The sequence below is a fragment of the Planctomycetota bacterium genome (assembly GCA_038746835.1).
Classification (GTDB): domain Bacteria; phylum Planctomycetota; class Phycisphaerae; order Tepidisphaerales; family Tepidisphaeraceae; genus JBCDKH01.
In genome coordinates this window covers 1-13,635 of the sequence record JBCDKH010000088.1, presented here as the reverse complement: position 1 = coordinate 13,635, position 13,635 = coordinate 1, and the positions used below count along the sequence as shown (strand labels likewise).

Annotated in this window: 16 protein-coding genes and 1 other RNA gene; 6 read left to right on the top strand and 11 right to left on the bottom strand. The window is 67.1% G+C overall.

The genetic code is table 11. The annotated features are described in order from the left end of the window. The 4 genes from AAGI46_09975 to ssrA all read left to right on the top strand — a co-directional run. On the top strand, positions 1–753 hold a 753-nt coding region (locus AAGI46_09975), incomplete at its 5' end, for a hypothetical protein (GenBank protein MEM1012532.1). Position 754: 1 nt separating this feature from the next. Beyond that, positions 755–2,308, top strand: coding sequence for an RDD family protein (locus tag AAGI46_09970; protein MEM1012531.1), 1,554 nt, complete (start codon positions 755–757; stop codon positions 2,306–2,308). A gap of 28 nt (positions 2,309–2,336) precedes the next feature. Beyond that, positions 2,337–3,092 (top strand): TrmH family RNA methyltransferase, encoded by a 756-nt coding sequence (locus AAGI46_09965; GenBank protein MEM1012530.1) that lies wholly within the window; start codon positions 2,337–2,339, stop codon positions 3,090–3,092. 57 nt (positions 3,093–3,149) lie between these two features. Further along, positions 3,150–3,534, top strand: a transfer-messenger RNA (tmRNA) gene (ssrA, locus tag AAGI46_09960). Here the strand turns inward: ssrA and AAGI46_09955 are convergent. The 8 genes from AAGI46_09955 to AAGI46_09920 form a co-directional block, all read right to left on the bottom strand. Then, positions 3,495–4,412, bottom strand: coding sequence for a tyrosine-type recombinase/integrase (locus tag AAGI46_09955; GenBank protein MEM1012529.1), 918 nt, complete (start codon positions 4,410–4,412; stop codon positions 3,495–3,497). The two genes, ssrA and AAGI46_09955, sit on opposite strands and share 40 nt — an antisense overlap. A gap of 540 nt (positions 4,413–4,952) precedes the next feature. Next, positions 4,953–5,288 carry a hypothetical protein gene (locus tag AAGI46_09950; protein MEM1012528.1) on the bottom strand — a complete coding sequence of 112 codons (336 nt, stop codon included), beginning with the start codon at positions 5,286–5,288 and terminating at the stop codon, positions 4,953–4,955. Continuing rightward, on the bottom strand, positions 5,285–6,628 hold the full coding sequence (locus tag AAGI46_09945; protein ID MEM1012527.1) for an AAA family ATPase: 1,344 nt from the start codon (positions 6,626–6,628) through the stop codon (positions 5,285–5,287). Before AAGI46_09945 ends, AAGI46_09950 begins: the two co-directional genes overlap by 4 nt. After that, positions 6,625–7,161, bottom strand: coding sequence for a hypothetical protein (locus tag AAGI46_09940; GenBank protein MEM1012526.1), 537 nt, complete (start codon positions 7,159–7,161; stop codon positions 6,625–6,627). The genes AAGI46_09945 and AAGI46_09940 overlap by 4 nt, the downstream gene beginning before the upstream one ends. Beyond that, positions 7,158–7,499 (bottom strand): hypothetical protein, encoded by a 342-nt coding sequence (locus AAGI46_09935; GenBank protein ID MEM1012525.1) that lies wholly within the window; start codon positions 7,497–7,499, stop codon positions 7,158–7,160. The genes AAGI46_09940 and AAGI46_09935 overlap by 4 nt, the downstream gene beginning before the upstream one ends. A gap of 97 nt (positions 7,500–7,596) precedes the next feature. Continuing rightward, positions 7,597–7,992, bottom strand: coding sequence for a helix-turn-helix domain-containing protein (locus AAGI46_09930; GenBank protein MEM1012524.1), 396 nt, complete (start codon positions 7,990–7,992; stop codon positions 7,597–7,599). After that, positions 7,982–8,284 (bottom strand): hypothetical protein, encoded by a 303-nt coding sequence (locus tag AAGI46_09925; GenBank protein MEM1012523.1) that lies wholly within the window; start codon positions 8,282–8,284, stop codon positions 7,982–7,984. Before AAGI46_09925 ends, AAGI46_09930 begins: the two co-directional genes overlap by 11 nt. A 1,257-nt stretch (positions 8,285–9,541) precedes the next feature. Next, positions 9,542–10,042, bottom strand: coding sequence for a hypothetical protein (locus AAGI46_09920; protein MEM1012522.1), 501 nt, complete (start codon positions 10,040–10,042; stop codon positions 9,542–9,544). Between the two features lie 154 nt (positions 10,043–10,196). Between AAGI46_09920 and AAGI46_09915 the strand changes: the two genes are divergently transcribed. Both AAGI46_09915 and AAGI46_09910 read left to right on the top strand, forming a co-directional pair. Continuing rightward, on the top strand, positions 10,197–10,457 hold the full coding sequence (locus AAGI46_09915; GenBank protein ID MEM1012521.1) for a helix-turn-helix transcriptional regulator: 261 nt from the start codon (positions 10,197–10,199) through the stop codon (positions 10,455–10,457). A 362-nt stretch (positions 10,458–10,819) separates the two neighbouring features. Further along, positions 10,820–11,323, top strand: coding sequence for a helix-turn-helix domain-containing protein (locus AAGI46_09910; protein MEM1012520.1), 504 nt, complete (start codon positions 10,820–10,822; stop codon positions 11,321–11,323). Positions 11,324–11,472: 149 nt separating this feature from the next. On the opposite strand, the gene AAGI46_09905 is transcribed toward AAGI46_09910, so the two are convergent. The 3 genes from AAGI46_09905 to AAGI46_09895 form a co-directional block, all read right to left on the bottom strand. Continuing rightward, the gene (locus tag AAGI46_09905) at positions 11,473–11,886 is read right to left on the bottom strand and encodes a sigma factor (protein MEM1012519.1); all 414 of its coding nucleotides are present in this window, start codon (positions 11,884–11,886) and stop codon (positions 11,473–11,475) included. Positions 11,887–12,093: 207 nt separating this feature from the next. Next, positions 12,094–12,939, bottom strand: coding sequence for a hypothetical protein (locus AAGI46_09900; protein ID MEM1012518.1), 846 nt, complete (start codon positions 12,937–12,939; stop codon positions 12,094–12,096). Positions 12,940–13,194: 255 nt separating this feature from the next. Next, the gene (locus tag AAGI46_09895; GenBank protein ID MEM1012517.1) at positions 13,195–13,458 is read right to left on the bottom strand and encodes a hypothetical protein; all 264 of its coding nucleotides are present in this window, start codon (positions 13,456–13,458) and stop codon (positions 13,195–13,197) included. Between the last annotated feature and the right edge of the window lie 177 nt (positions 13,459–13,635).

Genomic DNA, 13,635 nt, shown 5'->3' with positions numbered 1-13,635 from the left:
CCGACGCTCTGGTCCAAGGGCTACTTCGAGGTGCTGATCAAGGAGTCGCCCGAAGACTCGGGACGCTTCTTCAACGGCGAGATCAACGTCCAGCACATGAAGCCCGACCGCCTGCGCGTGAAGGCTGAAAAGAACGCGTTCGGCGACGTCTTCGACCTCGGCACCGACGGCCAGCAGCTGTTCCTGCGGTTCCCGATCGACAATGTCGCCTACGTCGGCACGGCGGATCGGCTCGACCCGCGCAAGATCGCCGGCCTGCCGATTCGGCCAGACCTCATCCTCCAGGTGCTGGCGATCAATCTGCTGCCGACGGACCTGACGCAATTCCCCGCGCCAACGCTCCGCTACGACCCGGAGTCGGACCTGCATCGCGTCGCCTTCGTCGAACTCGCCCGCTTCGGCCCGCGTCGGCTCGTGGTGACCAAGGAGGTCTGGTACAGCGTGCCCGAAGGCGACGACGCCACTCCGCTGGCCAGACGCGTCATCCTCAACGACGAGGCCGGCCGGCCTGTGCTGGTCGCGACTCTGGCCCGGCACCAGCGTGTCGAAGAGGACGGCCCGCTCGTCGCGACGCGGCTGCTCCTGTTCTTCCCGCAAACCGGCGGCAAGATGCGCATGGACCTCGAAGAGCTGCTCTACGAAAGAGGCCGACGCGGCAGGAAATCCCCCAACGAGCGGACCTTCGTAGTCGATCCTGATCGCACCGGCGAAGACGTCTTCGACCTCGACCTGCCTCCGCCGAACGCTCCGTAACGTGCCAGGCCCCACGACCTTGCGACACCGCCTCCTCGCCATCCTCGCACTCGTGCTGGTCGCGACCGGCGTCTCGTCGGCATCGACGATTACGCGTCTCGACTCAGCCGGTACGCGCAACGCCGAATACCTCGCCTTCACGCACGAGCGGCCCGGCGTGGCCGAACCGCTGACGGTCGTGCGCATGCGTGAGGCCGGTGCCGCGCTGGACGAGTGGACCCGCATCGCCGTCTATACCCGGCCGCTCCTAGCGCTGTCCGTATCAGACGCGGGCGAGGTCGCAATCCTGCTCGACGTCAATCTGCCGGCCGAGGGCGAAGAGCCCTCCACGCGACCGGCCACGACGCCGCTCCGGCTGATTCCGCCGACGCAGAACCGTTCCACGCCGCCAACGCTCGCGACCGCGACCGAGATCATGCCGCCGCCACCGCCCGGCGGGCTCGGCTTTCGCGACATCGCCTACGACGGCACCACGCTCGTCGGCCTGGCCGTCGATGGCTCGATCTGGCAACTTCCCACCGAGCGTGGCAACCGCAGCTGGACCGCCGTCGCGAACGCACCCGACGGCGTGCCCGCGCTCGACGGCACGTCCATCGCCGTCGTCGACAGCACGCTCTACCTCGCCGTCGCAACGGCCGAGTCGACGAGCCTCTACCAGCTCGTCGACGATGCGTGGCAAACCCTCGGCACCTTCGACATCGACGCACGGCTCCTCGACGCACAGAACGTCCTGCTCGCCGCCAAACCCAACGGTCAGACGCAGTCCCTCGCAACGCAGGACGGCACGCTGACGCAAGTCACCTGGACGCTGCCCGAGTCGTTGTCCGTCTCCGACGACGACCGCGTGACCGGCACCTTCGCGGCAGGACGGCTGCGGATCACACGCGGCATCGCCACCGAGCGCGGCGTCGGACTGGTCCGACTCGACCTTGACCCGACGACACTCAGCGTCGTCACGCCGGACGGCATCGCCGTCCCGCTGCCGGTGACGCCCAACACGTTTTCGCCACTTGCCGAGACGATTCGACTGCTGCTCTACGCATTGCTGGTCGTCGCCGTCCTCGGAATGCTCTTGCAGGGCAGGCGTCAATCGATCGAGCTGCAGCGCTCGCGCGATCAGGAGCCCGACGACCAGAAGATGCGTGTCGCCCCGTGGCGACTGCGGCTTGCGGCAGGTGGCGTGGACCTCTTGCCGCTGGTGTTCACCGCCGGCGTCGTAACGAGCGATCCCGGCGTGGCCAACAGTTCCGGCGGGACCGCTCTGGTGCTGGCGGGCATTGCCGCGTACGTGTTGCTGCCGCTCATCGGCGAACTGGCCGGCGGACGATCGCCCGGCAAGGCGATTTTCGGCCTACGCGTTCGCCAGATCGACGGCGAGCTCCCCGCCGGCATGGGCGTGCTGATCCGCAACGTCGTCCGCCCCGTCGACCTCCTGGGTGGCTGGATCGCGATGTTCTTCGCACCCGAACGCCGGCGCATGGGCGACCTGGCCGCGGGCACCATCGTCGTCTACGAACCCGTCGGCACGCAGCCTCAGCCACCCGCCGACCAGTAGCCGACCACCGGCGAATACCATCGCCGTCATGCTCAGCAGCCTGTCCAATCCACGCGTCAAGGCCGTCGCCAAGCTCCGCGACGCCTCGGCCAGACGGGCGACACGCCGCTTCGTCGTCGAGGGCAGCGACGACACCGCCAAGGCACTGCTTTTCGGCTGGCCCGTCATCGAACGCTTCACGCTCGCCGAAACCAGCAACACGACGTGGGTCAGCCCCGAGGTGATGGCCAAGATGAGCTATCGCAAAACGCCGCCCGACGAGCTGGTCGTCTTCTCCAGCGAAAGGGCAGTGCCACGCACACGCGAAGCGCCCAGGCCCGGGGACCTCTGGCTCGTCTGCGTCGGCAGCGAAAAGCCCGGCAATCTCGGCGCGATGGCCCGCACTGCCGCAGCCGTCGGTTGCCGTGGGTTGATCGCCACCGGCACCGTCGACCTGCTCAACCCCAACGCCATCCGCAACTCCCGCGCTGCGATCCTCGCACCTTGGTGCACGACGGCTACCGACGACGACGCGCGAACGTGGTTCCTGGATCACGACGTCCGCACGCTCGCCCTGGTCGCACCGCCGGCCGTGAGCGACAGTCTGTGGTCGCTGCCGATCGACGATCGCCCGACCGCCATTATCGTCGGCCCGGAACATGCCGGCCTGGACGACGCGTGGCTGAGTTTCGCCAGCGACCGCGTGACGATTCCCATGCGGACCGACGTGTCCGACAGCCTCAACGCCGGTATCACCGCCGCCGTCGCCCTGTTCGAGCTGGACCGTCGGCGTCGCGAAACGTAGTGTGTCGGTTGCCCCACGCGGGCATTGACAACTGGGCCACCTGCCCGATTGCACATCGGGGGCGACTGGTATCGACCGGTTGGTACAGGTGGTGGTGGCATGCCGGAGACGCTCGGTAGGCTCCGTTATCAATTCCGGGCACACCCATAACTGCCGACAACGCAGTTGCTGGTCGTGTTGGCTTTGCCAACGCGCCCGCCCTGGCAGCTTAAGTTCTGCCACGGTCCTCATGACTTGCTTGCGATCATGAAGGATTGTCATCCAGCGAGCTGGCCCTGTCGGATTGCTTCCGACGGCAGGGCGAGATCAACCGGAAGCTGGCTTACGCCCGAGGGTGTCGATCCTCGCGGGCGTCGGCGAGACCCAAAAGACCGACTAAGCATGTAGAGGCCGCCACTTCGGCTAACGCGACACGGGAGTTCGATTCTCCCCGCCTCCACTCTGTAAGTCTGCCCTCATCGCCACGAAACCGCCCTCACGGGCTTCTATCGCCGGTCGTTCGGATCGGTGCGGCTCCATGCGGCTCAGCAACTGCTTCGCCTTTTGCTTCGGGTCGGCAAGGCGAAGCACGCCCGGCAACGCGGTGTCGGAAACGTCGGTCGGCATCGAAGTCGACGCCGCAGCGAACGACTCGTCGGGAACGAGCAGTCGGTAGTGCCGCTCGGCCACTTGCACGCCGTGGCCCATCCACTTCGCCACGTGAGACGACGGATGTCCGGCGGCGAGCCATCGCATTTCGCAGCTGCTCCGCACCGTCAGCCACAACGGCCGCCATACCGCAACCCCGGCCCGTTCGGCCGCGCGGTCGATCGTGTCGTAGACGCCGCGCTTGTGTTTGTGCGACAGGTCGACGACACGCTCGGCGCCTTCCTCGGCAGCGTCGTAGGCCTCACGCAGCAACGGCATCAGCTCGGGTGCGATCGGCACGGCCCGTCGCTCATGGCCGCGATGGCGTTCCGTCTTCGGCGACCGCACATCGAGCCGTCCGCGGTGCCAGTCGACGTCGGCCCACGTAAGGGCGTGCGTCTCGGACGGACACCGCAGACCAGCCCAATACGCCAGCCCGAACAACGTCCGCCACGCCACGCCGGGAAGCTCGTCCAGCACGGCAGCGGCTTCGCCTGGCGTGAGAAACCGGCCATCGTCCCGCGCGGTCGTGCCAGCGTCGAGGTGGGCGAAGGGTCCGCCGCGAGCCGACGGATCGAGGCCCATGCCACCCGGCACGAATCCCCGCCGCTCGGCATCGTGCCAGAGCGTTTTGGCGAAGCCGCAGTCGCCACGGACCGTCGCGCAGGACCTTTCGCCACCGCGACGCGGCATCGGGCGTGATGGTCGCCGGGTCGAGGTCATCGCCGAAGTACCGGCAGAGTCGGTTCCGGGCCTGCCGCAGTCGCCTGAGGCTCGACGGCTTGACGCTGTCGGCCTTGGCGTCCATGACCGCGTCGAGCACCTCGGCCAGCGTCGTTGGTCGATCCTCGTCGACTTCTTCAGGCGGCTTGCACAACCCGACGCCGGCGACCTTGGCGAGCATGTCGCAGCTCAGCCCGGCCAGCCATGCCAGGGCGGGCCCAGTGGGCTCCCGGCCGAACGCGATCGCGCCGGCGAGCGACTCGACGTGTCCGACGACGGCCTGAGCCTCACGCGTCGACACCTTGCCGAGCCGCAGCGTCCGTCGGCGTCGGTCTCGCGGGTGGACGAACTGAATCCAGCGGTGGCCGTTGGGCCGGTTGAGCAGGCTTGCCATGAATCATCCTCGAAGTGGGCCGATGTCATCCTCATCGGCGGTCTGTGGTGTGGGTGGGGAACGGTACAGGTCGGCAGCGAACGTGTCGCCGCGGGGTTGGTTGGGTCGGAAGCGGATCATGCCGCCTTGCCGTTGCTCGGCCTGTGGGCCACGCTGAGCGACTTTGCTGGGTTCGGCGAGTCGTGGCATGGACGAGACGGCTTGCGTTCGTAAGGCGCGCGCTCAGCGGCGGAATCGGGCGTCGCGTAGGTCCGGGAGTCGAGGCCAGCGGTCGCGTTGGCGTGGCAGCGGAGCAGGTGACGCGGTGGCAGGTCGAAGGCGATGCACCGCATGCCGTGGACACGCAGGGCCGACTTGAGCAGCTTGCGAGCGCGGCAGGCCGCGGGTGCGCCGTCGCCCTCGGGGACGAACGCGAACGTCCAGGCGTCGCGGTCGAGGTGGACGCGGCTCATGCGGCCTCCTGGCCGAAGTCGAGCACGTCCGACGGGGTCTGATGCCCAGCACACGAAGGGTGCTCATCTGGGTCATCAGGGGTCTCTCCCCAACGGCGTCCTTTATCATTTTTTCCTTGTAACGGGGTCAGGTGAGCACCTTGGGGGTCAGATGAGCACCCTGTACCTGTTGGGGGCACCTGCTCATGTGGGTGCTCATGTGCCCGCGGGAAGGTCTCCGCGGCTTCGACAGTCGCCGGCGCGGTCAGCTCCCAGTGCCACCTGCCGGCCTCTTGGATCGGCTTCTCGCAGACGTCCTCTCGTGCTCGACGCAGCGCCGCAGAAACGCTGATGCCGGCGGCTTTAGCTTCGGCTTCAACCTCCTTCACGGGCCGTCGACCGTCACGCAGGACCTGAAGCAGGAAATGCCGCGCCTCGTCACGCGCGGTGCGTCGATCCTCATCGGCCTCGCCGCTGCGGTTGGCGGCGTCGACTTCTGCGCTCGCCGCGTCGTCGGCGGTCATGTGGATCGGGTCGCGGTCCCACGCGATGCACGTCTTCTGACCCTCGCCCCAGAAGCCGAAGCTCATGCCGGTCGCGACCGCGGCGATGTTCGACTTGCCCGGCAACAGCAAACGCCGGGTCGGATCGTCCTTGTTCTTGCTCAGGTGCCAGACCTGCCGGCAGATGCCCGTGAACGCGCGGGAGCCGAGCACCATGTCGTCGGCAATTCGGCCGACGGCCTTACGGGTGTGCATGACGAGGACGACCGCGACGTTGAAGTCCTGCGCCATCTTGACCAGTGGGCCGAGGTCTTTCCGCACGTCGTTGTCGCGGTGCGAGTCGCCCTTGCCGTTGAGGTAGCTGCCGACCGGGTCGATGACGATCAGGGCGATGTCGCGTTGCTCGTCCCGGTGTCGCTGCAAGGCACGTTGCAGCACGGGCGCATCCTCGAAGGTGAAGAACGCTTCCGTCCCGTCAGGCTTGACGACGCCGCGAAGCAGGTGCACGCGTCCGACGTCCGCACCCGCAGCATCGAGACGTGGCCGAATTGTGTCGCCCGCGCCGTCTTCGGCGTTGGCGAGCAGCACGTGAGCACCGCCGAGTACGCCGGGTGTGCCGTCGGGCATCACTTCGCCGGAACTGACGCGGGCGGCCAGGTCGCACGTGAGCATCGACTTGCCTATGCCGGGTCGCGAGACGAGCGCGGTCAGCTTGCCCCGCGCGATCTTGCCTTCCCACAGCCAATCGATCTGCTCGGGCTCGATGTCCGCGAATGCGTCCGTTGCCAGTTCGCTGTCGGCTTGAAGGGCTGGCACCGCAGCGTCGGTCGTCGAGTCGAGTCGCTTTCGCTTGCTCATGCGGCCTCCAGCTGGCGAGTGGCGTCGGCGGCGACACGTGCGGCGTCGAGGCGAGCACGGCGGGCACGCTCCAGGTCGAGCCCGACTTGCCGTTGCGTCTGGCGAAGACGTCGGATCGAATCGAGCTGCCGCGCCACGGCCTCGACGACGGACACCTTGCGATCCGGCCGAAACTCGCCCGTGAGGTCCCACGCGCGTCGGACGCATCCCAGCAGTCGGTTCACCGATGGCAGGAACTCGCCAGAAGGGCACGGCCCGTCGAGTCGGACGGCGGCAACGGCGATGATCCACCGCATGGCGTCTCCGGCGGTGTAGCGGTCGAGCTTGTCGCCGATCGTGTCGAGCACGTCGTCGATCGACCGCAGGATGGTCCGCCGATCGTCATCGAACTCGCCGGCGACGTCGGATACGCCAAAGCCCGCGGCAAGTGCGGCAGGCGGCGCGTTCACCGGGAAGGCGATGAGCAGCCCGAGCAAGGCGTCACGATGCTCGTCGAGTCGGGCGGCGAGCTGGTAGTGCGGGTCGTGCGTCAAAGGGCACCTCCCGTCGTCAGCCGCAACGTCAACAGCCCGGCCCGGTAGTGCGGCTCCACCTCGGCGACGCCACGCTCGTCGAGCAGCAGGGCGGCGTCGGCATCGTGGCCGGCGACGACGAGGCGGGACGGTGCGACTCGCCGAAGCCGATCGAGCAGCTCGTCGGCCCGACGCATCACGGGTGCCGGCAGGGCTCCAGGCCGGTCGGCCGTGCCGGTCGCGTCATTGCCGCGAAGATCCTCGGCTTGCTCGCGCAGCAGTCGGCGGCGGAGCTGGGCGACGAGGGCCTCGTCGGCGTCGAAACGTGTTGGCGGTCTGGCGGGTGGTTCGTGTATCATCTCTGCGTCGCTCGGCCCCGGTTGCCGAATTCGCGTCAGGACGCCGGGGCAGTGAAGATTCGGGGTCCGGCCGCCGCCTCAGGCGGCCGGGCTTCTTTCATCCGACGAGTCGTGCCGGCGGTCGGGATTCGGTGTCGTCGTGGTCGGGGTCGTCCAGGCAGATCGAGCCGCGCGGTGCGGCCGGGTTGTCGTCCGTCGCCTGCCGGCGTCGCGCATCCGCCTCGGCCTCCGCCAGCTCGCCGAGCCGTCGTGTGAGGGCGGCGATCGGGATGAGCCACCGACGGCCGACCTGCACGGCCGGCACGACGCCGCGTCGGATCATGTCGCGGAGCGTCGCGTCGCTGACACCGATCGCCCGGCAGGCCTCGCGCTGATCGAGCGCGATCGGCGGGACGCGTCTCGACTCGTCGGTGTCGACCGACGGCCTCGAGACTGCTGCGGCAGGCGCGGCCCGCAGCGGCGAAGAATTGCTCGCGTACGGGTTACGCGGCATCGTGCCGTCCCTGCGACGAGCCGTCGTCTGCGGGCACGATCCGCATGAGCACGCCGTCACGCGCTTTGCTCGCACCAGGTGAAGGGGCGTTGTCGTTGAGTCTGTCGAGCAGGTCGGCGGGGAACCGGTACTCGTCATCCGGCAGCCTGTAGTGCGGGAGCTGTCCCTGGCGGGCGAGCTTGACGCTGCGGCCGCGCGGCAAGCGAAGCAGCAGATCAGTCTCGGACGGCGTCAGCAGTTCGACCGGCGGCGACGTCGAACATCGGTTGGGCGAAGCGGCTTTGCTGGGCACGCATCAATCAGTGCCCGGGCCGTCAACGCTCGCCACCCCGCCTTACGAAACGTTCCGCCTTTTCCCCGATGATTCCGCCTTTTCCGCCCGATCGGCAACATCGTCGTTCCGCCTTTTCCGCGTTCCCACGGTCTCTGATCGGAGGGCTTTTGCACCCCATCGCTCCACAACGTCATCACGGTGGTACTCCAGACGCGTCCCACGGCCCCCAGGCTGACGGTGTCGAATGTGCTGAGCGCGTGCGGCTTTGAGAAGAGTGTCGGCCGGAGTTGTGAATGCACCGCTTGTCGAGTAGTCGGCATCGCTGGTGCTGCCGTGAGTCTCTTCACTCGTAACGTCCGGCGACATGCGGGACGAGTCAGGTCGAGACTTCCGAACGGTTTCCGCCGCCGCCGCTGCCCACGCCGCGATCTCATCAATGCCCGACTGTGTGTCTTCCCGAAGCGGCAAGTCCTGAGTCACCTCCGGGAACACGTCGTTGAACGCAAGCGCCCGACGCCGGAGCGATCTGTAGACCGCCCGCAACTTCACGCCCGGCTGGCGACCCTCGGCTGTCTCTTCGAGCGTGTGAAGTGCTCGAAGATCACGTCCGCCGTCATGCTCCAATCCCGGGTATCCACGCGCGGCATCGCGTGCCAGCAGGGCAATCGAATCGTGAGACATGTGCCGAAATTCGACGTCGCCAGACGCTTGCAGCTCAATTGATGCACGCCGCAATTCAGCAATCGCAGCAAGTGCTTTCTGCACATGCCCGTGACGCGGGTATCGGCCCGTCATCATCGCGTGCTCAACAGAATCTGGAACGCCCGACAACACTTCGGTTTCCGCGGCGTCGGCGATGAGCCCGATCGCATCACGAATCTCTCGTCGCCGTTCATCATTGATGTTCGGCAGCGGTCGCTCGACCCCCGCCCAAGCCGTCAGGAATCGCGCGGCTACACCGGCCTCAGCATTTGGCATGTTCGCGCCGAACCAATCGCTCAGCGGTGGGCGCGGATGATCCGCCATGTCCCAGCCGTCGAGCGCTCTCGCGAGCAGGTCGCAGTCGTGAAGAACCCTCGCGAATTCGGACCCTGCTGCACTTCGTTCATCACTCATCGATCATCCTCGAAAGCCGGGCCGTCCGCCTCGACCGGATCGGGAGGATGAACCGACCGGCCGAGACGAGACGTGCGACGGGAGCGACCCGCCTGCCCAGTACTAGCTTACCGCCACCACCAGCCGTCCGCAGCGCGGCCCGCGCCGCCCGCGACAACCTCACGCCGCCGGCTCGGCGTCGAACAGCTCGTATCCCGCAGCCGCCAGCATCCGCAGGGCCTGCATCCGAAGCGTCGCCGTCACCTCGTCGAGGATCAGTCTCGAGCCCGCCGGGATCGGGCCGAACTTGCCCGTCGCCTTGATCGCGCTCTCGCAGTCCATCATCGCCCGCAGCGTCGTCGAGGCCGCACCGACGAGCACCTCGGCCCGCATGGCCGCGTCGCTCATGTCCCGCGAATCCAGCAGGTCCAGGCAGGCCGGCGGGCGCGCCAGCACCTGGGCCTCGCCCACGACGGCCGTGTGGCACAAGTCTCCCGCGACGTCTTCGCGTTTGTCGTCGTAGAGGATCGTGCGGCCCTCGACGTGGCAGACGATGCCGGCTTCGCCGGAATGATCCGGGTCCAGGATGAAGTCGCCGCGTCGCGGCAGGCGCGGGTCGATCTTCTTGGCGGCGGGCGTGGACGATGCCGGGACGTTGCCAGCGATGGGGTCGTAGTGCATGATGTTCGTGCGTTCTGGGTCGCCCGGCGTTGCTTCTCACGGCGATGCGTCGGGCGGCCCGGTTCTGTTTCTGCCCCGACACGATGCCGGGGACAATGGCACGACCGTAGCGAAACTTCATTACTCGTCAATGTCGTTTGCTACAGTGCCGGTGATGGATGAGCCGATGACTACCAGCGTGCCCCTCGACTTGGACAAGCTGAAACAGCTGCGGGCGGATGCCGGTCTTACGATGGCGGAAGCCGCCGAACGTGCTCGTCTCAGCGGACGACAGGCGTGGTACGCGATCGAGTCGGGCCGCAACGCCGACGTTCGTGTCTCGACGCTCGAACGCATCGCCGCGGCCCTCGGAACGACCGCCCGCGAGCTGCTCATCGACGACGAGGCCAGTCAAGAGAAGTCCAATGCCCGCTAGGCGAAAACGATCCTCCGTGCCGGCCCAGCCGCCGAATGACCAGCTGCTCACAATCAAGCAGCTGCGTGAGAAGCTGGGCAACGTCAGCAGGTCGACGATCTACCGGTACCTGAGTCTCCCCGATCTGAACCCACCGTTCCCGCGTCCGCTCAACGTGCCATCCCCGAGGGGTCCCGGGGACGAAAGCGACCGGCGGCGGCATAGGCGGTCGCTGTGGAGTCGGGTCGAGGTTGACGCGTGGATCTTCCGCATTCGCCAAGATTCAGCCGTCGAGTGCGGACCTCAATGGCACGTCGAGGCCGCGCTGGAGCACTTGGCGGCAGCCGACGACGACGACCAGCCAACCGAGACCGCTTGAAGCGATGACCACGACCCGCAAGCCTGAGTGGCTCGGCAAAGTCGGCTCGCCGATCGCGCCGCTGCCGCGGCTCGCCGTCAACGTCGAGGAGGCCGCTGGGATGTGCGGGGTCGGCCGCGATGTCATCCAGGCCGCACTTCAGGACGGAACGCTCCGGCATCGCCGCCGCGGCCGTCTCTACATCATCCCGGTCGACGCGCTCCGCGAGTGGCTCAACCAGCCCGGCAATTCGCCGCCGCCACGTAAGCCGTCAGACGACGAGCCGCCTACGCCGCAAGACACGCCCGCCAGCCGCCCGCTCATCCTCGACACCCGCAGCATGGTCGCGTTCACCGGCATCAAGCCGTCGACGCTGCGAAAGCTCGTGAAGCTGAGGAAAATCCCGCACTTCTACGTCGGCCGCCGCCTGCTCTTCGGCTTTGGCGCGATCCAGCAGTGGGCCGACGACATGTCGTCCAAGATGGGGCACATCGAACTCGACGACTTCGAGGATGACGACGATTCGTGAAGGTGATCCAGCTCCGACCGGCGAGCCCGATCTGCGGGACATTCAGCGCCTGGCGGTGGAAGTTCATCCCGCCCGTCGCTTCCGTGAAACTTCTGCCCCGCTGCCCACCCGCACATCACGCAGCCGTCAAAGGGACCCGCGGCCGCGCGTCACGCCGCACGCTGCAGCTTGCCCGCCGCTGGCGACTGGTCGCGCCGGAACGTCCCCGGCCGGACGGCGGCGACTTCGTCGTGTAGCCGGCTCAGCGTTGCCAGCATTGGCGGCCGCTCGCGCGAGAGGTTGCCGCCGAACCGCTTCATCGCGTTGACGGCGACCGTCGTCAGGTAGGCGAAGCTGTTTCGGCCCTCGATGATCTTCCCGCGTTGCACCGCGTGCCAGCATCGAAGCGCGGCGGACTGAACGGCCTCGTCCTCGTCGTCCGGGTTGCGGCCGATCCAGTAGCGCTTGGCGACGCCCTCACAGAGCCGTTGAATCATCCGCCCGACCTCGTCGCGGTTGGCGTCCAGGTCGCCCAGCAACGCGTCGAAGTGTTGCCGATCGAAGTAGTGAGCGAGTCCCGACACGGCCAAGGGTAAAGCGCTGCCGTCGTCAGACGGGGATCGTGAAGACGGTGGCTGGGCGACGTGCCTCGCGAGCACGTGGAGCGAGTTCGCGTTCTCGAGATCTTCGTCCGGGAGGGGCGACGCGAAACCGGTTCTTGAGCGGACGCCCGAAGCGACGCAAGACGCTGCTGATGTGTCTGGCCGACTGCTCGTAGAACGTGCCGGGCATCACGTGAAGTTCAAGGGCGCGAATGCCAGCTCGGGGTATGCCTTGAACTCCAGCGTCGCGGGAACATCGGTGCTGTTCGGCTTGGCGACTCCGCTACCGTCGAGGGGCCAGTCGTCCACGACAGGCACTGCCGCGTCGCCGGCGAAGATTGGGATGCGTGTGCTGTCGTTGAGTTGCTCCGTCCCGCGGTCGGCGATGTTGTCTCTCCAGTCGTCGCGGAACTTCAGCTGGATGGTGATTTCGCGATAGCTGGTGCCGTTCAGGTTCTTCACCTCGCTCACGCCCGTGATCTGCAGCTTGGCCTGACGCTCGGTGATCAACACACCGTCGACCGTGAACGTGTCGCTATTGATGGCATCTCGATACTGCAGGGCTTGGTCGAAATCGAAGCTGGCGACGTTGCGGCGGATGGTGGCGATGATGTTGGTCGCCTCGCGGATCGGCAGCTCGGCGAATCGCTGACCGGCTGAGTTCACAGCTGGCTTCGGCGGGTCGCTCTTGTCCAGGAAGTAGCTCTCGGTCGTCTCCTGAAAGCTCCACGTGATGACGTCGTCCCACTCGAGCGGATTGTCGGGCGTGGCGTAGTCGAGCGTCGTGTACGCGATGTCGACGAGGCGAAGCGTCGGGCCGTCGGCTCGATTGGCGGTGATGCTGTCGACGCTCAGCTGGGGCAGGTCGGGGTGAGCAGCTCCGATGCTGGGGATGCCCGTGGCACCGATAGCGGCGGCGGAAGTGACCTCGGACCCGTCGTCGCTCTTGACGACGAGCACCCGGCGAGCGGTTAGCCCCGTCCGGGCCCGGGTGACTTCGTCGGTGAGTGGTTGGTCGGCAACGGTGAGGGCCATGGGTGAGTTCGTTCAGGGGTCGATTGTGTCGAGCGTGCTCGCGCTGGTCTCGCAGCTCAGGTTGATCAGCTCGTGAGGTTCTTCACCTCCGCGTCCAACGCCTTTAGGTAACGGCGCGGCAGTCGGCACCACACCAGGAGGGGATACCCCTCGGCAACTTTTCGGCCTCAAGGCTGAACACCGAACCACCCTGTCTCACATTCCCGAGCCCGGATTGGCGCTTTTTCGCGGCGCGGTTTCCAGCCTCACGACGCGTCAGGGCCGATCGGACGTCGAGGGCTCCGGCGACAGTGCCGCCAGCCGTCCGCCATGAGGCTCGTCGCTGTCGCTGAAGATTTGAACGGCCTCACGGACTATTCCCAGCACGTCGAGCCGCGCCGCTTTCGGCAGCATCGGCCACGCCGTGAGCAGTTCCGCCAGGTCCTGGTCGCGCTCGGCCGTCGGTGCATCGCGTGCTTCGGATTCTGCTTCGGGTCGGTGTGGAAAACAGGTTTGCAGCACCGTCAGGGCCGATTGCACGGGAGTTCGATTCTCCCCGCCTCCATTTGGGACGTCCGTCGATGAGCCGCAGCAGTGTCACTGCTGCGGTTTTTCGTTACGCCGTCATCACGTGGCTGCTTGTCCGCGTTTTCGGACGAGGAGCAGGTGGTCGCAGACGAGGACCGTCTTGTCGTGTTGGTTGCGGACGTCGAGGTG